Origin of the sequence: Paraburkholderia hayleyella, from assembly GCF_009455685.1 — a bacterium.
In the GTDB taxonomy this organism is placed as follows: Bacteria; Pseudomonadota; Gammaproteobacteria; order Burkholderiales; family Burkholderiaceae; genus Paraburkholderia; species Paraburkholderia hayleyella.
Genome location: NZ_QPES01000001.1, coordinates 641422 through 665966, shown reverse-complemented (window position 1 = coordinate 665966; position 24545 = coordinate 641422). Strand labels below are relative to the sequence as shown.

Annotated in this window: 19 protein-coding genes and 1 rRNA gene; 1 reads left to right on the top strand and 19 read right to left on the bottom strand. The window is 57.6% G+C overall.

The genetic code is table 11. From position 1 onward, the window contains the following. Positions 1–266: 266 nt before the first annotated feature. The 16 genes from ftsZ to coq7 all read right to left on the bottom strand — a co-directional run bounded on the left by ftsZ (position 267) and on the right by coq7 (position 18580). Complete coding sequence (gene ftsZ / locus GH657_RS03105) at positions 267–1463, bottom strand: cell division protein FtsZ (RefSeq protein ID WP_153099326.1); 1197 nt, start codon at positions 1461–1463, stop codon at positions 267–269. Positions 1464–1579: 116 nt separating this feature from the next. Continuing rightward, positions 1580–2812, bottom strand: a complete 1233-nt coding sequence (ftsA, locus tag GH657_RS03100; protein WP_153099325.1) for a cell division protein FtsA — start codon at positions 2810–2812, stop codon at positions 1580–1582. A gap of 27 nt (positions 2813–2839) precedes the next feature. Further along, on the bottom strand, positions 2840–3592 hold the full coding sequence (locus tag GH657_RS03095) for a cell division protein FtsQ/DivIB (protein WP_153099324.1): 753 nt from the start codon (positions 3590–3592) through the stop codon (positions 2840–2842). A 9-nt stretch (positions 3593–3601) separates the two neighbouring features. Beyond that, entirely contained in the window at positions 3602–4543 is a 942-nt protein-coding gene (locus GH657_RS03090) for a D-alanine--D-alanine ligase (RefSeq protein ID WP_153099323.1), read from the bottom strand. 1 nt (position 4544) lies between these two features. Next, positions 4545–5936 carry a UDP-N-acetylmuramate--L-alanine ligase gene (murC, locus tag GH657_RS03085; RefSeq protein ID WP_153099322.1) on the bottom strand — a complete coding sequence of 464 codons (1392 nt, stop codon included), beginning with the start codon at positions 5934–5936 and terminating at the stop codon, positions 4545–4547. Continuing rightward, complete coding sequence (murG, locus tag GH657_RS03080; RefSeq protein ID WP_153099321.1) at positions 5933–7045, bottom strand: undecaprenyldiphospho-muramoylpentapeptide beta-N-acetylglucosaminyltransferase; 1113 nt, start codon at positions 7043–7045, stop codon at positions 5933–5935. The genes murC and murG overlap by 4 nt, the downstream gene beginning before the upstream one ends. Continuing rightward, entirely contained in the window at positions 7042–8310 is a 1269-nt protein-coding gene (ftsW, locus tag GH657_RS03075) for a putative lipid II flippase FtsW (protein ID WP_153099320.1), read from the bottom strand. Before ftsW ends, murG begins: the two co-directional genes overlap by 4 nt. Beyond that, on the bottom strand, positions 8307–9827 hold the full coding sequence (murD, locus tag GH657_RS03070) for a UDP-N-acetylmuramoyl-L-alanine--D-glutamate ligase (RefSeq protein WP_153099319.1): 1521 nt from the start codon (positions 9825–9827) through the stop codon (positions 8307–8309). Before murD ends, ftsW begins: the two co-directional genes overlap by 4 nt. Before the next feature lie 13 nt (positions 9828–9840). After that, positions 9841–11010 carry a phospho-N-acetylmuramoyl-pentapeptide-transferase gene (gene mraY / locus GH657_RS03065; protein WP_153099318.1) on the bottom strand — a complete coding sequence of 390 codons (1170 nt, stop codon included), beginning with the start codon at positions 11008–11010 and terminating at the stop codon, positions 9841–9843. Between the two features lie 14 nt (positions 11011–11024). Then, positions 11025–12443, bottom strand: a complete 1419-nt coding sequence (locus tag GH657_RS03060) for a UDP-N-acetylmuramoyl-tripeptide--D-alanyl-D-alanine ligase (protein ID WP_153099317.1) — start codon at positions 12441–12443, stop codon at positions 11025–11027. Then, complete coding sequence (locus GH657_RS03055) at positions 12440–13978, bottom strand: UDP-N-acetylmuramoyl-L-alanyl-D-glutamate--2,6-diaminopimelate ligase (RefSeq protein ID WP_153099316.1); 1539 nt, start codon at positions 13976–13978, stop codon at positions 12440–12442. Before GH657_RS03055 ends, GH657_RS03060 begins: the two co-directional genes overlap by 4 nt. Next, entirely contained in the window at positions 13975–15831 is a 1857-nt protein-coding gene (locus GH657_RS03050; RefSeq protein WP_153099315.1) for a peptidoglycan D,D-transpeptidase FtsI family protein, read from the bottom strand. The genes GH657_RS03055 and GH657_RS03050 overlap by 4 nt, the downstream gene beginning before the upstream one ends. Beyond that, the gene (ftsL, locus tag GH657_RS03045) at positions 15828–16175 is read right to left on the bottom strand and encodes a cell division protein FtsL (RefSeq protein ID WP_153099314.1); all 348 of its coding nucleotides are present in this window, start codon (positions 16173–16175) and stop codon (positions 15828–15830) included. Before ftsL ends, GH657_RS03050 begins: the two co-directional genes overlap by 4 nt. Continuing rightward, the gene (gene rsmH / locus GH657_RS03040; RefSeq protein ID WP_153099313.1) at positions 16172–17110 is read right to left on the bottom strand and encodes a 16S rRNA (cytosine(1402)-N(4))-methyltransferase RsmH; all 939 of its coding nucleotides are present in this window, start codon (positions 17108–17110) and stop codon (positions 16172–16174) included. Before rsmH ends, ftsL begins: the two co-directional genes overlap by 4 nt. A gap of 25 nt (positions 17111–17135) precedes the next feature. After that, the gene (gene mraZ, locus GH657_RS03035; RefSeq protein ID WP_153099312.1) at positions 17136–17564 is read right to left on the bottom strand and encodes a division/cell wall cluster transcriptional repressor MraZ; all 429 of its coding nucleotides are present in this window, start codon (positions 17562–17564) and stop codon (positions 17136–17138) included. 389 nt (positions 17565–17953) lie between these two features. Next, positions 17954–18580: a 2-polyprenyl-3-methyl-6-methoxy-1,4-benzoquinone monooxygenase gene (gene coq7 / locus GH657_RS03030; protein ID WP_153099311.1), complete on the bottom strand. Its 627-nt coding sequence runs from the start codon at positions 18578–18580 to the stop codon at positions 17954–17956. Positions 18581–18896: 316 nt separating this feature from the next. On the opposite strand from coq7, the gene GH657_RS03025 reads away from it, so the two are divergent. Continuing rightward, complete coding sequence (locus tag GH657_RS03025; protein WP_153099310.1) at positions 18897–20114, top strand: porin; 1218 nt, start codon at positions 18897–18899, stop codon at positions 20112–20114. A gap of 190 nt (positions 20115–20304) precedes the next feature. Here GH657_RS03025 and GH657_RS03020 read toward each other — a convergent pair whose 3' ends face one another. The 3 genes from GH657_RS03020 to rrf form a co-directional block, all read right to left on the bottom strand. Continuing rightward, complete coding sequence (locus GH657_RS03020) at positions 20305–21978, bottom strand: long-chain fatty acid--CoA ligase (RefSeq protein WP_153099309.1); 1674 nt, start codon at positions 21976–21978, stop codon at positions 20305–20307. 137 nt (positions 21979–22115) lie between these two features. Continuing rightward, the gene (locus GH657_RS03015) at positions 22116–24194 is read right to left on the bottom strand and encodes a molybdopterin-containing oxidoreductase family protein (RefSeq protein ID WP_153099308.1); all 2079 of its coding nucleotides are present in this window, start codon (positions 24192–24194) and stop codon (positions 22116–22118) included. 227 nt (positions 24195–24421) lie between these two features. Continuing rightward, a 5S ribosomal RNA gene (gene rrf, locus GH657_RS03010) occupies positions 24422–24534 on the bottom strand. Positions 24535–24545 lie beyond the last annotated feature (11 nt).

The following is a 24545-nucleotide window of genomic DNA, read 5'->3' as shown; positions in this document are numbered from 1 at the left end:
TTTTGTTGTCCTGATACGACACCAGAACTACACGAAGCATGAAGGCACCGTTGCGGCCAGCCTGGTACGGCAAAAATTGGCTTAACCGCTCACTTCAGGCCGACCGGACGCGTTAATGCAAGCGTCTTGACTCCGCTGACATCAGGCGTCACCGCATGCAACCCGAACCCTCATCGGGTCTACCTGCATGCGGCCCATCATGCGTCCGCCGTCTCGTCCATCCACAACCCATCATTGCGCGACAACAACTCGCTTAACGCCGTACCTCAATCCGCCTGCTTGCGCAGGAACGCGGGGATGTCGTAGGTATCGACGCCCTTTTCCTGCAATGCCTGCACGTGCGACGCGGCGGTATCGCGCAATGTGCGCCATACCGTAGGCGTCTCCCGTGAACCATAATCTGCCGCCGTTCCAACCTGCTGTGAGGTAAATCCGTGTTGCGCGGCACTGATTGGCAGATTATCTGTACCGGTGCGCAGCAGCGTCATCGGAGCCGACTGCTGTTTCTTCATTGCACGGCCAAGACCTGTCGCCACCACGGTCACGCGCAGCGCATCGCCCATTGCATCGTCATACACCGCGCCGAAGATCACCGTAGCGTCTTCTGCAGCATAGCTCTTGATCGTGTTCATCACTTCGCGCGTTTCCGACAAGCGCAGCGAACGGCTCGACGTGATGTTCACCAGCACACCACGCGCACCCGACAAGTCGATGCCTTCCAGCAGCGGACTCGCCACAGCCTGCTCAGCCGCAAGGCGCGCGCGGTCGACACCGGCCACTGTCGCGGTACCCATCATCGCCTTGCCCTGCTCGCCCATGACGGTCTTCACGTCTTCGAAGTCGACGTTCACCAAACCATCCACGTTGATGATTTCAGCAATACCTGCGACCGCGTTGTTCAGAACGTCATCTGCGCACTGGAAGCACTTGTCCATCTCGGCGTCATCGCCCATCACCTCGAACAGCTTGTCGTTGAGAACGACGATCAGCGAATCGACGTGATCCTCCAGTTGCTGCGAGCCACTTTCTGCCACACGCATCCGTTTGCCGCCTTCGAATTCGAACGGCTTGCTGACCACACCAACAGTCAGAATGCCCATTTCTTTGGCAATCTGCGCGACAACTGGCGCAGCGCCCGTACCGGTGCCGCCCCCCATGCCCGCGGTGATGAACACCATATGTGCGCCACGCAATGCATCGCTGATGCGCTCGCGTGCTTCCTCTGCTGCGGCACGCCCCATCTCGGGCTTCGCACCCGCACCCAGCCCCGTGCTGCCGAGCTGGATCACAGCCGCTGCGCGTGAACGCGACAACGCCTGGGCATCCGTATTCATCACGATGAAATCGACGCCTTGCACGCCGCGGTTAATCATGTGCTGAACGGCATTGCCGCCAGCGCCACCTACGCCAACCACCTTGATGATGGTGCCGCTGGTTTCCGTTTCCAGCATCTGGAATTCCATATTGCCTCCGTCAAGAAAAAAAATGCCACCATTCGGCCGTTATTCAACAAAAAGATCGGGCACTCTTTCTGCTGTGCGCTAGCCGCCGGCACTAGCGCATGGGGTTAAACCGTGTTTTAGAAATTGCCCAAAAACCAGTCTTTCATCCGCGTCAAAACTTGTCCCATCGAGCCGGACTGCACCGCGACCTTGCGCCCGCGCACCCGTTGCGCATGCCCTTCAACCAGCAGGCCCATCGCTGTCGAATAGCGCGGATTGCGCACCACGTCAGCCAGGCCGCCGGAATACTCCGGCGCGCCAATACGCACCGGTTTGAGAAAAATATCTTCGCCCAGCTCCACCATGCCAGGCATCATGGCCGCGCCGCCGGTCAGCACGATGCCGGAACTCAGCAATTCTTCGTAACCGGATTCGCGCACCACCTGCTGCACCAGCGAGAACAGCTCTTCGACACGCGGCTCAACCACCGCCGCTAACGCCTGGCGCGATAGCGTGCGCGGACCGCGCTCGCCCAGACCCGGCACCTCGATCATCTCGTCTGGATCAGCCAGGGCCTGTTTGGCAATGCCGTAATCGACCTTGATATCTTCGGCGTCCGGTGTCGGCGTGCGCAGTGCCATTGCGATGTCACTTGTGATCTGGTCACCTGCAATGGGAATCACGGCGGTGTGGCGAATCGCGCCTTCGCTGAAAATAGCGATGTCCGTCGTGCCGCCGCCAATGTCGACCAGCACCACGCCCAGTTCCTTTTCGTCTTCGGTCAACGTCGCCAGGGACGAAGCCAGCGGCTGCAGGATCAAATCATTGACTTCGAGGCCACAGCGCCGCACGCATTTGACGATGTTTTGCGCCGCGCTCACCGCGCCGGTGACGATATGCACTTTCACTTCAAGACGAATGCCGCTCATGCCGATCGGCTCGCGCACGTCTTCCTGGCCATCGATGATGAATTCCTGCGTCAGGATATGCAGCACCTGCTGATCCGTCGGAATATTGATTGCTTTCGCGGTTTCGATCACGCGCGCGACGTCTGTTTGCGTCACTTCCTTGTCCTTGATCGCCACCATGCCGCTCGAGTTAAAGCTGCGAATATGGCTGCCGGCGATCCCGGTAAAGACATTCGTGATCTTGCAGTCGGCCATCAGCTCGGCCTCTTCAAGGGCGCGCTGAATCGACTGGACGGTCGCCTCGATATTAACCACCACGCCTTTTTTGAGCCCTTTCGATTCGCTCTGGCCTAACCCGATCACCTCGTAATGCCCTTCGCTTTTCAGCTCGGCAACGATGGCCACGACCTTCGAGGTTCCGATGTCGAGGGCGACCAGCAAATCTTTGTAGTCTTTACTCATAGCGTGCTCATTGCGTGTGATGTCCTGTTATTTCTTGCCCTTGTCGGCTTCGCTGATAAAACGCATGCCGGCGGCATGAATGGCGAAACCGTTCGGATAGCGCAAGTCTGCGTACTCGATATCCTTGCCCCAACGTTGCGTGACAGCTGACCATGCAGCAGTCAGACGCTGGCTGCGATCAAACAGCGTTTGCGCATTGCGTTCACGCCCAAACTCAAGCTGGGTGCCGTTCGATAGCTTCACGGTCCATGCGTAGCGTGGCGACAGCGTCACTTCTTCCGGCGTCGCGCCCAAGGGGGCCAGCCATTTCGTGAAATCGCGGTAACGCCGCACGACTTCTTTTGCTGAGCCGACCGGCCCGTCAAAAGCCGGTAATTCACCTTCGAGTTCGCCCTGATTCGCCGTGAACAACTCGCCATCCACGCTCACCAGTTGATCGCTGCCCCATGTTCCTAGCGGCGTGTATTCATCGAGCGTGACCGCCAGCGTGTCGGGCCAGACCCGCCGCACGCTGGCATGGCGCACCCATGGCATTTGCTCAAAAGCCTGACGCGCACTATCCAGATCAACCGTGAAGTAATTGCCGCCGAGCCGTCCGTTCACCCCTGCGCGCACCACTGGAACGTTGATGTGTTCGGTATCGCCGTCGATCCGGATCTCGCGCAGCGCAAAATTCGGACGGTGAATCAGCCAGTACACGCCCGCCACCAGCAAAACCAGCAGCAGCAACGCGTGCAATGCGCTGGCGGCAAGATTGAGCTGGCGAACGTTATTCCACATGATGGCGGCTCAAGCGTCGAGCGTGAGTGACAAAACATGCACCACCAGTTCCTGATAACTGATGCCTACGGAGCGCGCGGCTTTCGGCGGCAACGAATGGTCAGTCATCCCTGGCGCGGTATTCACTTCAAGGAAATACGGCTTGCCCTGGGTATCCAGCATGAAGTCCGCGCGCCCCCAGTCGGCACACCCCAGCACATCGAATGCGCGGCGTGACAAACGCTTGAGTTCGGCTTCCTGTTCGGCGGCGATGCCGCATGGAATCAGATACTGCGTATCGTCCGCAATGTATTTCGCGTGGTAATCGTAGAACTCACCCGCGGGAATGATTCTGATCAGAGGCAGATCAAGATCGCCCGCAATGCACGCGGTGTACTCGCCGCCCCCTTCGATGCTCTGCTCCACCACCACGATGTGGTCGAACTTCATCGCCTCAGCCAGCGCGGCGGGCAGCGCATCGGCCGTTTTCACTTTCAGCACCGCGACGCTCGAGCCCTCGCTTGCGGGCTTCACGAACAGCGGCAAACCGAGTTTCGCCACAATGTCAGCGGCACGGGCCACATAGTCGTCGCCACGCAGTACCGCCTCGAATGCCGGAGTCGGCACACCCAGTTGCTGCCACACCAGCTTGCTGCGAAATTTATCGAGCCCTAACGCCGAGCCCAGCACACCGCTACCGGTATAACGAATGCCGTAAAAATCGAGGGCGCCCTGAATCTGGCCATTCTCGCCATAACCACCATGCAGTGCGTTGAATGCACGCACGAAGCCCTCGTCGTGCAACGCAGCAAGCGGACGAGTTGCCGGATCGAACGGATGCGCATCAATACCGGCATCGCACAGCCCTTGCAATACCAGACGGCCGGAATTCAGCGACACCTCACGCTCAGCGGAAACGCCGCCAAGCAAAACGGCCACCTTGCCGAACTGTTTTGGATCGATACGGTTCATTTCATTCCTTCGTTTCTTGTACAAGCCGTCCCGGTATTGCACCGATCGACCCCGCGCCCATCATGACCACCACATCACCCGCACGCACAACGACCGCGAGCGCATCGGGCACTTCGTCAACGGCCTCCACAAACACCGGCTTCACCTCGCTCGCGGCACACAGCGCCCGTGCCAGAGCCTGGCCGTTGGCCGTGGCAATCGGCGCTTCGCCTGCGGCATAGACTTCGGTCAACACCAGCGCATCGACCGTAGACAGCACGTTCACAAATTCATCGAAGCAGTCACGAGTGCGGGAATAACGGTGTGGCTGAAACGCCAGCACAAGCCGGCGCCCTGGAAATGCACCACGAGCAGCCTCGATGGTCGCGGCCATTTCGACCGGGTGATGTCCGTAATCGTCGACCAGCGTATAAGTGCCACCACCGGGCACCGGTACCTCGCCATAACGCTGAAAACGGCGGTCCACGCCGTTGAAATCCGCTAGCGCACGCTGAATATCGGCATCCTTGACTTCAAGTTCGGTGGCAATCGCAATGGCCGCCAATGCGTTTTGCACGTTGTGCATACCGGGCAAGTTCAGCACGATGTCGAGCGGCGGCACGCCTTCGCGCAGTACCGTGAAGTACATCTTGCCGTCGCGTGGCACGACATTCACCGCACGTATCTGCGCTCCCGCACTCAAGCCATAGCGAATAACGGGCTTTGAAACGAACGGCAGAATTTCATTCACGTTAGGATCGTCCACGCACAGCACGGCGATACCGTAAAACGGCAAGCGATGCGTGAATTCGATGAACGCCTGTTTGAGCCGTGCAAAATCATGACCGTAGGTATCCATATGATCGGCGTCGATGTTCGTGATGACTTCGATCACCGGCAGCAGATTCAGAAACGAGGCATCGGATTCATCGGCTTCTGCGACGATGAAATCGCCCGTGCCAAGCCGCGCGTTGGCCCCCGCGCTGTTCAGCCGCCCGCCAATCACGAACGTCGGATCAAGCCCGCCCGCCGCCAGCACGCTAGCCACTAACGACGTCGTCGTGGTCTTGCCGTGTGTGCCTGCAATCGCAATACCCTGCTTCAGGCGCATCAGTTCGGCCAGCATCAGCGCACGCGGCACAACGGGAGTACGCGTCAGGCGCGCAGCCCGAACTTCCGGGTTATCGCTGCGCACAGCCGTGGACACCACCACCGCGTCAGCGCCCACGATATTTTGCGCATCGTGTCCCAGCGATACCCGTGCGCCCAGCGCCACGAGCCGCTCAGTCACAGCGCTGCGAGCGACATCCGAGCCGCTCACCTGATAGCCCAGATTGACCAGCACCTCGGCGATACCGCTCATGCCAGAACCACCGATGCCAACGAAATGAACATGTTTGACGATGTGCTTCATGATTTTCCTTCTGGGCCTGTGCCCGCCACGGCAACGCAAATTTGCGCAACCTTTTCGGTGGCATCTGATTTAGCTAGCGCATACGCGCGTTCGGCCATTGCGGAGAGGCTCGCCCGGGTCTGGTTGCGCAGCCAGTCGGCTAGCGTTTCAAGCGATAGGTCGCGCTGCTGGACTAGCACGGCGGCATCGTTATCGGCGAGAAATGCGGCGTTGCTGGTCTGGTGGTCATCGACTGCATGCGGAAACGGCACAAGCAATGCGGCCACACCCACCGCTGCAATTTCGGCGACGGTCATGGCACCGGAGCGGCAAATCACCAGATCCGCACACGCATAGGCGGCGGCCATATCGTCGATGAAGGGCACCAGTTGCAGCGACTCGCCGGGTTGCATGCCAGCCGCCGCGTAATTCGCTCGCAATGCATCGATATGCCTGGCGCCCGCCTGATGAACAACGTGCGGCCGCTCATGCGGTGCCAGCAACGCCAGTGCGCCAGGCACGGCTTCATTAAGCGCTATCGCACCCAGACTGCCGCCCACGACCAGCACATTCAGAGGCCCATGACGATGGATATAGCGTGCCTGCGGTGGCAACGCGCGGGTCAGCTCGTCACGAATCGGATTACCCGTCCATTCCGCACGGGGCAATGCGCCGGGAAACGCAACCAGTACCCGCCTGGCGACTTTGGCCAACACGCGGTTCGCCAGGCCCGCGATCGAATTTTGCTCGTGCAACACTAACGGGCGCCCACTCAGCGCAGCCATCAGTCCCGCCGGAAACGTAATGTAGCCGCCCATGCCAAGCACGACGTCGGGCTTCACCCGGCGCAGCACGCTCATGCTTTGCACGCAGGCACGCAGCAAGTTAAACGGCAAGGTCAGCGCCGCCTTCAGCCCTTTGCCACGCAAACCGCCAAAACGAACGAACTCCATCGGAATACCGTATTTCGGCACGAGCGTCGCTTCCATTCCACCCGGGTTACCCAACCACACCACACGCCAGCCCCAGGCCTGCATCTGCTGCGCCACGGCCAGCCCCGGAAACACATGGCCGCCGGTGCCGCCTGCCATCACTAGCAGCGTGCGTGTCGTGTCTACCGCGCGGCTCATACCTTGCCTCCACGCATGAGCACCCGGTTTTCGTAATCGACTCGCATTAGCACCGCCATCGCCACGCAATTCAGCAAAATGCCGGAGCCACCGTAGCTGACCAGGGGCAACGTGAGGCCTTTGGTTGGCAGCAAACCGAGATTCACACCCATGTTGATAAAGGTCTGCGCGCCGAACCAGATACCAATGCCCTTCGCCACCAGCCCTGCGAAAGTACGATCCAGCGCCAGCGCTTGACGGCCAATCTCAAACGAACGCCGCACAATCCAATAGAACAGCAGAATCACTACCAGCACACCAACGAAACCGAGTTCCTCGCCAATCACCGCGAGGATGAAATCGGTGTGCGCCTCGGGCAAATAATTGAGCTTCTCGACACTACCGCCCAACCCCACGCCGAACCACTCGCCACGGCCAAAAGCAATCAGCGAGTGCGTCAGTTGATACGCCTTGCCTTGCGCGTAACGGTCGTCCCACGGATCGAGATACGCGAAAATCCGTTCACGCCGCCAGGGCGAAGCCCATACCAGCAAACTGAAGGTTCCCACCGCCGTCGCCACCAGACCGCCGAACAGCTTGCCATTCACGCCACCCAGAAACAGCACCCCCATCGCAATCGCAGCGATCACCATGAAGGCACCCATATCAGGTTCGAGCAGCAGCAACGCGCCAACCAGACCCACGGCGATGGCCATTGGCAAGAAGCCTTTCGCCAGGCTATGCATGTATTCCTGCTTGCGCACCGTGTAGTTCGCCGCGTAGATCGTCACGGCCAGCTTCATGATTTCAGAGGGCTGGATATTCGTGATGCCTAATGGAATCCAGCGCCGCGCGCCATTCACGCCTTTGCCCAGATGCGGAATCAGCACGATAACCAGCGCCACCAGCGTAATCAGGAAAAGTTTCGGCGCGTATTTGTCCCACGTTGAAACAGGAATGCGGAACGCGACAACGGCAGCCACCACGGCTACCGTGACGGAGATCAGATGACGCACCAGAAAAGCGTAATTGCGGTAGGCCGCGTATTTCGGCGAATCCGGCATCGCAATCGACGCGGAATACACCATCACAACGCCGAGACCCAGCAACGCCACGACCACCCACAGCAGCGAGTGATCGTAGTCGAGCATGCGTGAGCGTAGCGGGCGCACGCCATTGACAGCATTAGCCAGCCCTCCTTTAACGCGACTAGCCGCACCGCTGGCATCACCCGGCTGGCGGCGTAGTCCACCCAGACGCGAACCGGCACGTTCAAAGCTGCTCATAGCATCGTCCCCTGTTCTGCCGCGAGCGCTTCGACCGTATGGCGAAATACCGCTGCCCGCTGGACGTATCCGTTGAACATGTCAAAGCTCGCGCAAGCGGGCGACAGCAACACCGCATCGCCTGTCTGGGCATGCGCGGCAGCTGCACGGGTCGCGGCTTCAAGTGTTGGGTAGATTTCGAGTACGACCTGGGTATCGGCCAGCGCGGCGCGAATCTGCGAAGCATCGCGGCCAATCAGCAAGACCGCGCGGCACCAGCGAGCAACAGGCGCCGCGAGCGGTGCAAAATCCTGGCCCTTGCCATCGCCCCCCGCTATCAATACCGTCCGCTGCGCGAGGCCATCGAGCGCCGCGACCGTCGCACCGACATTCGTGCCCTTGCTGTCATCGACGTAATCCACCCCGCCAACCGATGCGAGTAATTCCACGCGATGCGGCTCGCCCCGGTATTCACGCAAGCCATGCAAGAGCGGCGCGCCTGGTAAACCAATCGCACGTGCTAATGCCAGCGCGGCTAATGCATTGGCGGCATTGTGCAAGCCGCGAATCCGCAATGCATCGACAGGCATCAGGCGCTTCAAGCCGATATTTGGCGCGGCTGCATCCACCTTGCGACGACGCGTCGGGACGGGCTCATCGCTGGCATCGCGGTCATGCGCCTCAACCAGCCAGTTCATGCCGTTATCACGCAACAGACCATAATCGCCGGCACGCAGCGGCTCATCCAGACCAAATGTAATGACTTGCGCTGGCGTGGCCGCATCACCGGCCACCTGGGAAAACTGCATCACACGCGCGTCGTCGCGGTTCAGCACGCGTATTGTCTGCGCGCCAAAAATCCGCCCCTTAGCCTTGGCATAAGACTCAAAGCCACCGTGCCAGTCCAGATGATCCTGAGTAATGTTGAGAACGGTGGCTGCATCAGGCACAAACGTATGTGCGGTTTCTAGCTGAAAACTCGACAGTTCGAGTACCCAGATATCCGGCAATGCCGTGTTGTCGATCGCTTCGGTCAATTTGTCCAGCACAGCGGGACTGATGTTGCCCGCCACCGCGACTTGCCTGCCCGCACGCTCACATAGCTGACCTGTCAGGCTGGTCGTCGTTGTCTTACCGTTCGTGCCCGTGATGGCGATCACTTTAGGCGTATAGCCGCTCTCTGCGAGCACCCTGAGCGCCTGTGCAAAAAATTCAAGCTCACCCCACAGCGCGATATCCCGCTCACGTGCGGCCGCAAGCACCGGCGACACATCAGCGGCGAGCGGCGATAACCCGGGACTCAGCGCAACCAGATCAATACCGTCGAGCAACACAGGCGAAAACGCAGCGCCAATAAAATCGGCATCAATCCCCGACGCATGAAGCGCAGCGAGCCCAGGCGGCGCTTCACGCGTATCAGCAATGCGCAGGCGGCAGCCGTGCCGCGCGCACCAGCGCGCCATCGCCAGACCCGATTCACCGAGCCCCAGCACAAGCACCGTCGGCTTTTGCCGATCCCGAAACTTCTCGCCAAACATCGCTTGCTTTCCTTTACCGCAACTTGAGCGTGGACAAACCGAACAAACACAACATCAACGTGATGATCCAGAAACGCACAACAACTTGCGTCTCTTTCCAGCCGCACAGTTCGAAATGGTGATGCAACGGCGCCATCCTGAAGATGCGCCGGCCCTCGCCATAACGGCGTTTGGTGTACTTGAACCACACCACTTGCAGCATCACGGAGAGCGTTTCCGCGACGAAAATTCCACCCATGATGAACAGCACGACTTCCTGGCGAACGATCACAGCAACCGTGCCAAGCGCGCTGCCAAGCGCCAGTGCGCCGACATCGCCCATGAAGACCTGTGCTGGATGCGTGTTGTACCAAAGGAAAGCCAGCCCGGCGCCGCCCATCGCTGAACAGAAAATCAGCAACTCACCCGCGCCAGGAATGTGGGGAAACAGCAGATATTTGGAGTACACCGAGCTGCCCATCACATAAGCGAAAAGGCCCAGAGATGAACCGACCAGCACGACAGGCATGATCACCAGGCCATCGAGACCATCGGTGAGATTCACGGCATTGCTCGAGCCAACGATCACAAAATAAGTCAGCGCGATAAAACCCCAGACGCCAAGCGGATAGCTGATCGACTTCAGAAAGGGCAGCAGCAGGTCGGCCCGCGCAGGCAAACCCATCGAGAGGCCGCTTCGCACCCAGGCCATGAACAGATCGAAAACATTCACGTTGCTTGCACCGGACACGCTGAACGCGAGATATACCGCCGCGAAGAGCCCGATCACCGACTGCCAGAAATATTTCTCACGTGATGCCATGCCGCGCGGATCTTTGTAGACCACCTTGCGGTAATCATCGACCCAGCCAATCACACCAAAACCAAACGTGACTAGCATCACAATCCAGATAAAACGGTTGGTCAGATCCGCCCAAAGCAGCGTCGAGACAGCGATGCCAATCAGAATCAGCACGCCCCCCATGGTGGGCGTGCCAGACTTGACGAGATGCGTTTGTGGGCCATCCTTGCGCACGGCCTGACCGACCTTCATCGCGGTCAGTTTTCGGATCACCCATGGACCGCACACCAGCCCGATCAGCAATGCGGTGATCGTCGCCATCAACGCACGAAAGGTCAGATAACTGAACACGCGCAAGAAGCCTGCGTCATTCTGCAGCCATTGCGCTAGCGCCAGTAACATGCTTTTTCCTTGTATCAATGCGCAGCGGGCGTGGCGCCCGCTGCAGTGGGTTGAGAATGCGTCAGCGCATCAACGACACGCTCCATCTGCATGAAGCGCGAGCCTTTCACCAGCACGGTAGCGGTCGGACCCAATTCCGCTTGCAGCAAGCGCGCCACCAGTGTGGCGGCATCCATCACATGACAGGCTGTCGGGCCATAAGCACGGCAGCTGTCGAGTGACGCTTCGCCCAATGCATATAGCGCGTCAATGCCGCGCGCTGCGGCATAAGCACCGATTTCACGATGAAACGCGGGACCGTCATCCCCAACCTCGCCCATGTCGCCCATCACCAGCACACGCGGCGAAGGCTGCGTGGCCAGAACGTCGATCGCGGCCAGCATGGAGTCAGGGTTCGCGTTGTAGGTGTCGTCGATGAGGGTCGCGCCGGCCGCGCTCCCGAGCAGCGCACGTTTCACCTGAAGCCGCCCTGGCACGGCGCCAAACGCTTCGAGACCACGCTGGATTGCATCCAGCGAAACATTCGCAGCCAGCGCCGCGGCAGCCGCGGCCAGTGCATTGCGCGCGTTGTGCTCGCCGAGCACCTGAAGCGCAATTTCGATTTGTCCCTGTGCGCTATTGAGCGTCAAACGATGACCGTTGAACGTCCCAGTGACGGCCGCGGCAACCTGCCGCTCCGGCGTATGCAATGCAAAATCGATGATCCGGCTACCCGTTGCCGCAACCCGCCAGATCGGCGCATAGGTATCGTCAGCCGGAAATACTGCGACACCCTCTGGCGTCAGCGCATGAATCACGCTGGCGTGTTCGAGCGCAACGGCCTCGACACTCGCCATAAACTCCTGGTGTTCGCGCTGGGCATTGTTCACCACGGCGACAGTCGGCTCCGCCAGTTTTGCCAGCAATGCGGTTTCACCCGGGTGATTCATGCCGAGCTCGACCACGGCAAGCTGATGTACAGACGTCAGACGAAGCAGTGTGAGAGGCAAACCGATATCGTTATTGAAGTTGCCAAGCGTAGCCATGCGCGCTTCGGCCCCCACCGCCGCAGCGAAAATCGACGCGATCATTTCCTTGACCGTCGTCTTGCCATTGCTGCCCGTTACAGCCACGAGTGGCAGCGTAAAACGTCTGCGCCAGCCGCGCGCGAGTTCGCCAAGCGCTCGACGGGTATCCGGCACCCGTAATACAGGTACGGCAACGACAGCAGCGGCGCTGTGCGGCATCACCATCACAGCGCTGGGATGCCGCGCCACGACGTCCGGCAGAAAATCATGGGCATCAAAGCGCTCACCCTTCAAGGCGATAAACAGGTCGCCTGGCCCCACGGTACGGCTATCTGTAGCAACACGTTCGAATGTCGTCGCCGCATCGCCTTCGACGCTCGCACCGGGAATGAGTGCCGCGGCTTCGCTCAATGAAAACAGGGTCATGCGTCACCTCCACGCGCCAAAGTGGTACGCGCAGCCAGCGCCAGACGAGCATGATCCTGATCGGAAAACTCACGTTTTCGACCCATGATTTCCTGTGTCGCTTCGTGGCCCTTACCCGCCAGCACGACCACATCTTCACGCGCTGCGCTACGTACCACCTGGAGAATCGCGCTGGCGCGATCTTCGATACAGCGCATCTTTGCGGTGCTGGCCATACCCGCTACGATGTCGTCGATGATGCGTTGTGGCGGCTCACTGCGCGGGTTGTCGCTCGTGACAATGATGCTATCCGCCAGTCGGTCCGCAATCGCTCCCATCAACGGCCGCTTGCCCGCATCACGGTCCCCGCCGCAACCGAACATGCAGACAAGTTGCCCACCGCGTTCGGTGGCAATCGGGCGCAATGCCGTTAGTGTTTTTTCCAGCGCATCAGGCGTGTGCGCATAATCGATCACGACAAGCGGCTCATCACTGGATGGCCGCCCCCCCAGGCGCTGCATACGGCCATTGACCGGCTCGAGTTTCGCCAGTTCAGCCAGCGCGGCATCGAAAGGCACATCGGCAGCCAGCAGAACACCGAGTACAGCAAGCAAGTTACTGACATTAAAACGACCGAGTATCGCCACTTCAATTTCCGCCTGGCCCCAGTCTGACGCCAGATGAAACGCCGACCCTGTCGCCGTGGCCCTGACATTCGATGCGTACAGCCATGCGTCAGCGCTTGTGCCGTCCGGTCCATCGAGGCTGTAGGCGATCGACTGAACCTTGCCGCGCGTTGCCGCCAACAGCCTCCGCCCTGCTTCGTCGTCGCGGTTGATGACCGCATGACGCAGACCCGGCCAGGCAAAGAGACGTGTCTTCGCCGCTTCGTATGCGGCGAATGTACCGTGGTAATCGAGGTGATCTTGTGTGAGATTAGTGAAGACTGCGGTATCAAACGCGGTGCCATTCACGCGTCCTTGATGAAGCGCGTGCGACGATACCTCCATGACCACCGCTTGTGCACCCGCCTGCTTCAGTTGCGCGAGACAGCGTTGCAACTGCGGCGCGACTGGTGTGGTAAAGCCGGTGTGTTCAAGTTGGCCGGGCATACCACTGCCGAGCGTTCCGATAATGGCGCACGGCCGGTTGAACGCACTCAGCGCAGCTGAAATCCATTGCGTACATGACGTTTTACCGTTCGTTCCGGTCACGCCGATAACGTGCATCGCATCACTCGGGTTGCCGTACCAGCCACTCGCAATTGATCCAATCCATTCATCCAGCGCCGGTACCGCGAGCATCCTCGCCGAATCAATGGCACCAGCGAAGTGATCGGGTTGGACCAGCACGGCTGCCGCACCCTGTTCGATAGCCCGATCAATAAACGCGCGATTATCCGCACCGTCGACGGCGTAAGCGCAAAAAACATCCCCTACGGCGAGTTGACGTGTATCGGCATGCAAATGAGCGCCTGGCTGCACATGAGCGTGCAGCCAGGCGAGCGCTTCAGCCACCAGAGGCGGCATCGTCCGGGATTGGAGCAATGCGCTCATCGCACCAACCCCGGTGAGTTTTTGCTGTTGCTGGCAACCCTGATCGGGTTCACACCACCCGGCGCCATCCTCTGAAGCGTATGTGCGGATGCCACTGTCGTACCCGAAACCGCACCATCAGACACGACCAACTGCTTCACCGGCATATCCGGCGGCACGTTCAAAGCGCGCAGCGTACCGCCCACAATGGCAGAAAACACCGGGCCGGAAACCTGTCCGCCAAAGTGGCTACCCGTTGTCGGCTCATCGACTGAAACCGCGACAACAATGCGCGGATCCGGCATCGGCCCCATACCAACAAATGACGCACGATATTTCGATTTTTCATAACCGTGACCGCCATGCTTATACGCCGTGCCACTTTTACCACCCACGCGATAGCCAGGAACAGCGGCGTCAGGCGATGTGCCACCTCGTGCGGTGACGGTTTCAAGCATCGCGCGAACCTCCCGGGTCGTCTCCGGAGAAAACACGCGCGTGCCCACCACTGGCTGGCCCGATGGCGTCCGGAAAATCGACACCGGCAGCATCTGGCCATCGTTCGCAATCGCTGTATAAGCGCGCGCTAGCTGAAACAGTGAGCCCGACAGGCCGTAGCCATATGACATCGTGGCCTGTTCAATACGGCGCCAACTTTTCCATGGACGCAAGCGACCCGCTGCCGCCCCGGGGAAACCCACCTTGGGCGCCTGGCCCAGACCGAGGCTGGTGTACATATTCCACATTTCTTCCGGCCGCAGTTGCATGGCGATCTTGGTCGCACCGATATTGCTCGACTTCTGGATCACGCCACTCACCGTGAGTACGCCAAAACCACTGTCATCAGTAATTTGCGCACCATCCAGCATGAAACGCCCTGCGCCGGTGTCGACCAGCGTGGTAGGAGACACGCGATGCAAATCGAGCGCGAGCGACACCGTAAACGGCTTCATGATCGAGCCGGGCTCGAATACGTCAGTCAGAATCCGGTTACGCAACTGCTCGCCCGTCAAATGCGAGCGATCGTTCGGGTTATAGGTCGGGTAGTTAACGAGCGCGAGTACTTCGCCCGTATGCACATCCACCACCATCGCCGCACCGGCTTTCGCATGAAACTTCTCCACGGCAGCCTTCAGGTTGGTATAGGCGATGTACTGGATTTTGCCGTCTATCGAGAGCTCAACATCTGTACCGTTATGAGGGGCGATTTGCTCGTCCACGTCTTCGATGATGCGTCCCATCCGGTCCTTGATGACACGGCGGCTGCCCGGTGTTCCAGCAAGCAGTTTCTGGTCGCCCAGCTCAACCCCTTCCTGCCCCTCGTCCTCGACGCTCGTGAAGCCGATCAGATGCGCGGTGATTTCACCCTCGGGATAAAAGCGCTTGTATTCGGCGCGCTGATAAATACCCGGAATATTGAGTGCGGCCACTTTGACCGCAATCTCCAGCGGTACCTGGCGCTTGATGTAGACAAACGTTTTGTCTTCCGACAAGCGCGCGCGCAATTCTTTTTGCGTCATGTCAAGCAACTTGCTGAGCTCCGCGAGCCGATCGGCACCGAGATCGTCTGGCACGCCTTCGGGGATCGCCCAGATTGCGCGTACAGGAAGGCTCGTGGCGAGCACCAGGCCATTACGATCAAGAATCTTGCCGCGAGTGGCAGGCAACTCAAGCGTGCGTTGATAGCGGCTTTCACCCTGCTTTTGATAAAACGCGTTGCCCGGGCCCTGAATCCAGAATGCTCTGGCAGTCAGCGCAACAAAGGCCATGAACAGCAGAAACACGACGAGCTTCGAGCGCCACATGGGCAGCCGGACCGAAAGAATCGGATTGGACGAAAAGGCGACGCGCTTGCCGCTGGAGGACTTTTTCATCGCGCCCCACCCTCGTGAGTCGCACTCGACGTCGAGGAAGCCGCGTAGGGAATCTGCGCGTCTTCCGCTTTCAATGCACCAGGTTCAAGTGTCAGATACTGCGTGCGCCCGGTTGTCACGGCTTGCATCTTCAACGAAGCCGTGGCGAGCTGTTCGATGCGCGAAGTTTTAGACAACGCACTTTGCTGATACTGAAGCTGGGAATAATCCTGCTGCAATTGCCGCTCTTGCGACTGCGCACGTTGCAACTGGATGAAGATCTGGCGTTGCTGGTTCGTCGCATTGACGACTGAAAGCGCACAGCCCATGACGACAATGAGCAGGAAGACGTTGAGGCGGTTCATGGTGCAATGCGCTCCGCGATCCGCATCACCGCCGAACGGGAGCGCGGATTCGCCGCGACTTCCGCGTCACTGGGAAACATGCGGCCAACCAGCCTGAGCACAGGGCTCGGCAAATCGGCGGCGCGAATCGGCAGACGCCGATCCACAACAGGCGCACTCGCGTGCGCCCGCATGAATCGCTTAACGATCCGGTCTTCCAGCGAATGAAAGCTGATGACCACCAGCCGCCCCCCTTGCTCCAGCACTGATAACGCGGCCTCTAAAACGACTTGCAGCTCCGCAAGCTCTTGATTGACGTGAATCCGTATAGCCTGAAAGGTGCGGGTTGCCGGATCCTTCCCCTTCTCACGCGTCTTGACGGCGTGAGCCACGATTTGGGCAAGCTCCCCCGTACTGACGAGAGGCCCAAGACGGTCGGATTCTGCCCGGCGAGCAACAAGCGCCTGTGCAATCTGAAAAGCAAACCGTTCTTCCCCATGATCTCTTATTACCTCTGTCAGTTCTTGCACTGTGGCCCGCGCGAGCCAGTCAGCGGCAGACTCGCCGCGCGTTGGGTCCATTCGCATGTCGAGCGGGCCATCGGCGCGAAAACTGAAACCTCGCGCCGGGTCATCGATTTGCGGCGACGACACACCCAGATCCAGCAATACACCCGACACCCGCCCTACCCCGCGCTGTGCCAACGCATCGCGGAGCAAGGCAAAACTCTCATGCACCACTTCAAAACGTGAATCGGTAATCTGCTGCGCCGTGGCAATAGCCAGCGGGTCTTTATCGAAAGCGATGAGCCTCGCACCACTGCCCAGCTGCTCCAGCACCGCGCGGCTATGGCCACCCCGTCCGAACGTGCCATCGACGTACACGCCGTCGCTACGCGTAATCAGCGCATCAACCGCCTCCTGTAGCAGCACGGTGTCATGCAGCCCGTTTCCCATCGCAGATCCCATAGATGTACCGCGATCAGAACGTGAAATTCTTAAGCGCATCGGGCATGCCTTGCGCCATCGCGGCCCGTTCTTTGGCCGCGTAGGTTTCGGCATCCCATAACTCGAAATGACTGCCCATACCGAGCAACATGACTTCTTTTTCTAGCGCGGCGGCCATGCGTAACTCGGGTGAAACCAGCACGCGACCCGCGCCATCAAGATCAACATCGGAAGCGTTACCCAGAAAAATGCGGCGCCACCAGTGAGCATCCATGGGCAACGCCGCGATCTTGATGCGGAAAATCTCCCATTCCGGGCGTGGGAAGAGCAACAAGCATCCATCGGGATGCTTGGTGATCGTCACATGGCCTTCCGCCTGACCTTGCAGCGCTTCCCGATAACGAGACGGAACCGACATCCGCCCTTTCGCATCGAGCGTCAGCGCCGACGCCCCCTGGAACACTTTTATTCCCCTTTGCCATCAAATACCGCTCGACACCCATCAATCCCAAAAACACTTCCGAAGAACACCCAAAAAATCACACAAAAATACACTTTCTCACACTGTTTCCCACTTTAGAGGAACGTCAAACGAGGGTCAAGGGAGAAACGTGATTTATTTTCGAAATTTGTTTGTTAGAACAAGGACTTAGCAGCGCTTCCTCAGGCTGGATAGAAAATAGAAATTCGTTATAAATGAATGAACTAGTGCGAGTTCTGAAAGTGATACGTGAAAAGCGGCGGGGAAATATATGGAAAGCCCGTGTTCTAAACAGGGCAAAAGATAATCAAGCGGGGAATTGAAGCGAGGAAAGCGGCAGCCACTTCAGTGACTACCGCTCAAAGGCAGGGTTAAACGTAATACGCGGTACGCGTCATGATTTTTGATGCAATGCGCATCATAGCGCGCACTGGAAACGGCAGGTCTATCCCACCCGCATCAATGGCAGCTTTGCCATGAGCGATCTCATCAATCCGCATCTGTTCAACGATGGCTCTCGATGCCAGATCGGCTTTGGGCAATTTATCAAGATGCCGGTCCAGATGCTGCTCGACCTGATGCTCGGTTTCTGCCATAAAACCAAGGCTGGCGCGATCTCCACAGCGGCCTGCCGCAAATCCAAGCGCCAGCGCCCCGGCATACCACAAAGGATTGAGCAGGCTCGGACGTGAACCCAGTGCCGCAAGCCGCTGCGCAGTCCACGCTAAATGGTCCTCTTCCTCCTGAGCGGCATGCTCGAACAGTTTTCTCAAACGTGAAGAACGCGTGGAAATTTTTTGCGCCTGATACAGCGCTTGGGCGCAAACCTCGCCAACATGATTCACCCGCATCAAACCTGCCGAATGCATCCGCTCGGATGGCGACAGTTCATCTTCAGCGACAACCGATGCCTGCGGCACCGGGCGCATCATTCGTGAGACACCCGTCATCGAGCGCAGGCCCCGGTCAAATTCAGTTATCCAGTCATCCGGCTGCATTGAACCCTCATTGCATAAAAAATAACTACCTTTTTGCACAGCCACACAACACGCAGTGCACGCTAGTGGCAAAACCCCTCACTCAAAAACAAAAATTGCAGGGGCCAACCTGCTGGTTATCGGGGCGGACTCACGGGATTTTAGACCATGTTGCATAAACGAAACATGATCGTTACAAGCAGATCCTTTCTCTTTGGCCAAAATATTCACTTTGTTACATTACGTGCGACTTCTAACGAAGTTGGACAACAGACTTCGGCGCGCTGTATATACCGTTCGCCGAGGTAAAAAAATTGCAATTAATGGAGATCACCTGATGAAAAAGTCGCTTCTGGCTCTTGCAGCTTTGGGCACCCTAACTGGCGTCGCTCACGCGCAGAGCAGCGTGACGTTGTACGGCATTATCGACGAAGGCTTCAATTACGTTAGCAACGTCCAGTCAGCGAGCGCAGGTGGCCGTACAAGCCATCAACTGTACAACCTGTCTAGTGGCGTGATGCAAGGCAGCCGTTGGGGACTGCGCGGCAAAGAAGATCTGGGCGGTGGTCTCAAGGCAATATTTGTTCTCGAAAACGGTTTTGATATCAATAACGGAAAGCTGGGCCAAGGCGGCAGCGAATTCGGCCGCCAGGCGTATATAGGCCTCTCGGGTCCATTCGGCACCGTGACACTGGGCCGGCAATACGATTCAGTGGTCGACTACGTCGGTGCCCTGGAAGTTGGTTCGCAGTGGGCGGGCTATATCGGCGCTCATCCAGGCGACCTCGACAACTTCAACAATGCAAATCGCGTAAACAACGCTATCAAGTTCGCAAGCGCTAATTACGCTGGCTTCACATTTGGCGGCCTATACAGCTTGGGCGGCATCGCTGGCAGCTTCAATCGCAACCAGATTTGGTCGCTCGGTGCCGGTTACGCCAATGGTCCACTGACGTTGGGCGTCGGCTACCTCAACGTCAAGGATCCGAATACTTCGTTCTGGGGTAACCAGCCGAACGGTACGGCCGGCAACAACATGGGCGCGTCGTCGGTCGCTGGCGTGCAAAGCAATCCGGTTATTTCTGGTTTTGCCACGGCGCACACCTATCAAGTCGTTGGCGCAGGTGGCGCCTATACGTTTGGTGCAGCCACCTTCGGCGCCACGTACTCGAATATCAAATTCAAGGATCTGGGCACGGACACGGTCGCCAATATGCCAGCAGCACAGGCAAGTTACGGCGGTACAGCGACGTTCAACAATGCTGAAATCAGCCTGAAGTACCAGATGACACCTGCGTTGCTGTTCGGCGCGGCTTACGACTACACGCGTGGCAGCAAGATCGGCACGCTTGACCGCGCCCAATATCACCAGGGCGCGCTGGGTGTGGATTACTTCCTGTCAAAGCGTACCGACATCTACATGATTGGCGTGTATCAGCATGCGTCGGGTACCGATTCAACCGGTCAAACGGCAGTGGCTTCGATCAATGGCTTAACGCCGTCGAATTCGAATAACCAAACCGCTGTTCGCGTTGGTCTGCGCCACAAGTTCTAACAAGAAGAACGGTTATTTTCCTCAAGGCACCTTCGGGTGCCTTTTTTATTTCTACTGGCACCGCCTGGAGTACTCCAACCTGATCGTTTATTACACTCCATAGCAAAGTGCCCGATGGATAAATTCCACCGGGCACTTTGCCTTGTATTCACCCTTTTCAGAGCCGCCCAGATTTCATACCAATCCAGTTTCACACACGGCCGTCGCGCAACTCCCGCCGCAAAATCTTGCCGACATTACTTTTCGGAAGTTCGGAGCGAAACTCAATGATTCTTGGCCGCTTGTAACCGGTTAATTGCGTTTTGCAATACGCCAGTAAATCAGCTTCGGAAAGTGCTGGATCTTTCTTTACGATAAACAGTTTGACCGCTTCACCTGAATGGGGATCTGCCACACCAACCGCCGCGACTTCGTAGACGCCCGGGTGTTTTGCCACAACATCCTCAATTTCATTCGGGTAAACATTAAAACCCGATACCAGAATCATGTCCTTCTTGCGATCCACGATTTTTATAAAACCTCGTTGATCCATGATGCCAATGTCACCGGATTTGAAATATCCATCTGGCGTCGTCACTTTGGCGGTTTCATCAGGGCAGTTCCAATAGCCCGCCATGACTTGCGGCCCGCGGATGCAGATTTCGCCGGGCTCGCCAAGCGGTACTTCGTTGCCAGCCTCATCGCGGATCGACACTTCAGTGGACGGAAGCGGCAAACCAATCGTGCCGCTGTATTCAGTCGCCGTAGCCGGGTTACAGGTCACGCATGGCGAGGTTTCTGACAAGCCATAACCCTCGATAATCGGGGTGCCGGTCTGCTCACGCCAACGCATTGCCACAGCTTCCTGAATCGCCATGCCACCACCATTCGATGCAAGCAGATTCGAAAAATCGAGCCTGGAAAAATCAGGATGATTCAACAGCGCGTTATAGAGCGTATTGACCGCAGGAATTGTGGTAATCGCATAACCCCTCAATGCTTTTATCATGCCGCCGATATCTCGAGGGTTCGGAATCAGGACACCCAAACCGCCCGTGCGGATTACCAGCAAACCACATACCGTTAACGCAAACACGTGATAAAGCGGCAATGCCACCACCGTGATGAACTGCGTGATATCGGGACGTTTTATCCGGACAGGATCCAGCCAGACCTCCGATTGCAGCACGTTGGCAATCAGGTTCCGGTGCAATAACGTCGCGCCTTTCGCCACACCGGTTGTACCGCCGGTGTACTGCAAAAATGCAACGTCATCCGGACGCGACTTTACTGGGGTAAATGTCTGACGGCCACCTTGTGCGATAGCGTCGTTGAATTTGATGTGGCCCGGAAGTGACCATGCCGGCACCATTTTCTTGATATGCCGCAGCACAAAATTTGCAACCAGCCCCTTAACGCCGATCAGATCGCCTAGCGTCGCCACAATCACATATTTGATCGACGTTTTATCCTGCACGGCCTGAAGCGTAGCTGCAAAATTTTCCAGCAGAATGATCGCCGTGGCACCACTATCTTTTAACTGATGCTCAAGTTCGCGGGGGGTGTACAACGGATTGACGTTAACCACGACATATCCAGCCCGCAGAATAGCCGCGATCGCAACCGGATACTGCAAAACATTCGGCATCATGATTGCAATACGTGCACCGGGTGCGATGCCCTGTGTCTGAAACCAGGCGGCGAGCTTGCGTGAAAGCATGTCAAGTTCGCCATAGCTGATCTGCTTGCCCATGCAAACAAATGCTGGCTGAGTCCGGTACTGGCGGAAACTCTCATCAAACAGATCACCCAGCGAAGCGTACTGGCCAGGATCGATTTCTGCAGGGGCGCCAGGCGGATATGATTTCAGCCAGATTTTTTCCATGCGGCGTCTCCTTGTAGATTTTCGAATGATCGTGCTGAAAAGCGATCCTAGCATGCACGTTCATGGATCATTGACTCAAAACAATAGGGTTAGACGTCGCGCTCAAACCAGGCAAACTTAACTGCCATTGTTAACGCTTACACGCGCTCGACGTCGACCAGACAGTCGTAAAAAGTCGCCGAGCCGCCAAGATCAGTTAATGCCTGACTCGTCACCTGGTTCGCATTCCGGCCATCCGCAGCCAGCTTTTTCCACCATATCGACAAACCGACGACCACCCCTTCGCGTGCCCGATCCGTTATCCGGGCACATGCCTGCATCGAACCCCGATCATTGAAAATCCGGACCTGATCGCCATCGACGATATGGCGCGCGGATGCATCAACGGGATGAATTTCTAGATGAGGCTCACCTTCGGTAGCGCGCAAGCTCTGAACATTCACGAATGTGCTATTCAGAAAATGACGCATCGGCGGCGAGATCATCGCCAGCGGAAAACGAGCGGCAAGGTCAGGGGCATACTCTGCTGATTCATAAGGCGGCAGATAATCTGGCACCGGCTCTAACCCGTCGTGCGCCAGACGGTCGCTAAAAAATTCACACCGTCCCGAGGGCGTGCAAAAACCCCCTTCAGCAAACGGTGCTTCGGGGACTTTTAACTTGATCCAGCCGGCTTGCTTCAACGTTTGCCAGTCACTCCCAGCCAATGTCGGATCATTCCAGCGCAAGGCGTTCGCAGCCACCGTTTCATCGCTGTCGAATAGCGCAGCATCTGTCAGTCCCATCGCGCGTGCAATGCCTCGAAAAATCTCTGTATTGGGACGTGCTTCGCCGACCGGAGCAATCGCAGGCACATTAGCCATGACATAGGTATGGCCATACGAATGGTGGATGTCCAGATGTTCGAGCTGCGTCGTCGCGGGTAACAACAGGTCCGCATAATCAGCGGTATCCGTCTGAAAATGCTCCAGCACGATCGTGAACAAATCATCGCGGGCAAAACCCGCAGCAACACGATCGGAATCGGGCGCAACGGCAACCGGATTCGAGTTATAGACAACAACTGCTTCAATCTTCGGGCCAAATGACATGCTGCCTGGATTCAGCAACGCATCGCCTATCGTATTCATATTGATGACACGGGGAGCGCGCTCCGGCCAACCCGGCATTAAATCCGGGCGTTCAAGCGATTGAGAATTAACAGGTGCCCATCCTGATGACGATAGCAACAGGCCGCCAGCACGGTTGCGCCAGGCACCGGTTAACGATGGCAGGCAGGCAATAGCACGCACGGCATTACCTCCTCCGCGGACACGTTGCATACCGTAATTCAGGCGAATCGCTGCTTTGCTGGAAGTGCCATACAACCGTGCCAATTCGGTGATGACAGATTCCTCGACACCACAAATCTGGGCGACGCGGCTGGGTGGATAAGCAAGCGCCCGTATTTTCAACGCATCAAATCCTTTTGTGTATTGATGGATATAGCTGTGATCCAGTAAATCTTCATGGATCAGGACATGCATCATGCCGAGTGCGAAGGCGCCATCGGTACCTGGTTTGAGCGCGATGTGCTGATGACATTTTTCAGCTGTCAAAGAGCGATATGGATCTATTGCGATTAGCCTTGCTCCCCGACGCTTCGCCTCTTGTGCCCGAGTCCAGAAATGAAGATTTGATGCAACAGGATTGGCACCCCAAATCAGAATCAGGTCACTTTCTTCGAAAAACTCGGAATGCATCCCAACGCTCGCGCCATAGGTGTATTTCAAACCCGCGGCACCGGCTGCAGCGCAGATTGTGCGATCTAGCTGAGACGCACCCAACTTGTGAAAAAATCGCTGTGCAATGCTTTCACCTTGCACCAAACCCATCGTTCCACCGTAGCTGTACGGCAAGATCGCTTCAGGCATTCGGCGAGCAATATCCGACAACCGATGCGCGGCTAATGAATAAGCATGATCCCAGGTAATCGGCTCAAAACGCCCCACTCCTTTGGGACCAACTCGCTTCATGGGTACCGTAAGACGTTGGGGATGATGTACGCGTTCCGCGTAACGACTGACCTTGGTGCAAAGCACACCGTTGGTTGGTGGATGATCAGGATCTCCGTTCACTTTAATTACCCGCTCGTTTTCAACGGTTACGCGCATCGCACACGTATCGGGACAGTCGTGAGGACATACCGCACGAGAAAACTCAGGCAAAACGGACATAGCACAGGCCAAAAGACAGGAAAAATTAAGGAAACTGCATGCCACCTATTTTATCGGCATAACTATTGTGAAACAGAATGTTCTGTTTGTTTAAATAGTGGCTGTGGCGAGTATTCGTCTAGGGGAGGATCCTAGAGCGGGGTGATGAGAGAGAAGCGGGGAAAGGGCCGCAGAAAGGACAACGCCCCAGATACGGCTGGTATCTGGGGCGTTGAGCAGAAAGGGGAGCCTGACGATTACCTACTTTCACACGGGAATCCGCACTATCATCGGCGTGGAGTCGTTTCACGGTCCTGTTCGGGATGGGAAGGGGTGGTACCGACACGCTATGGTCATCAGGCAAAGGGGGGG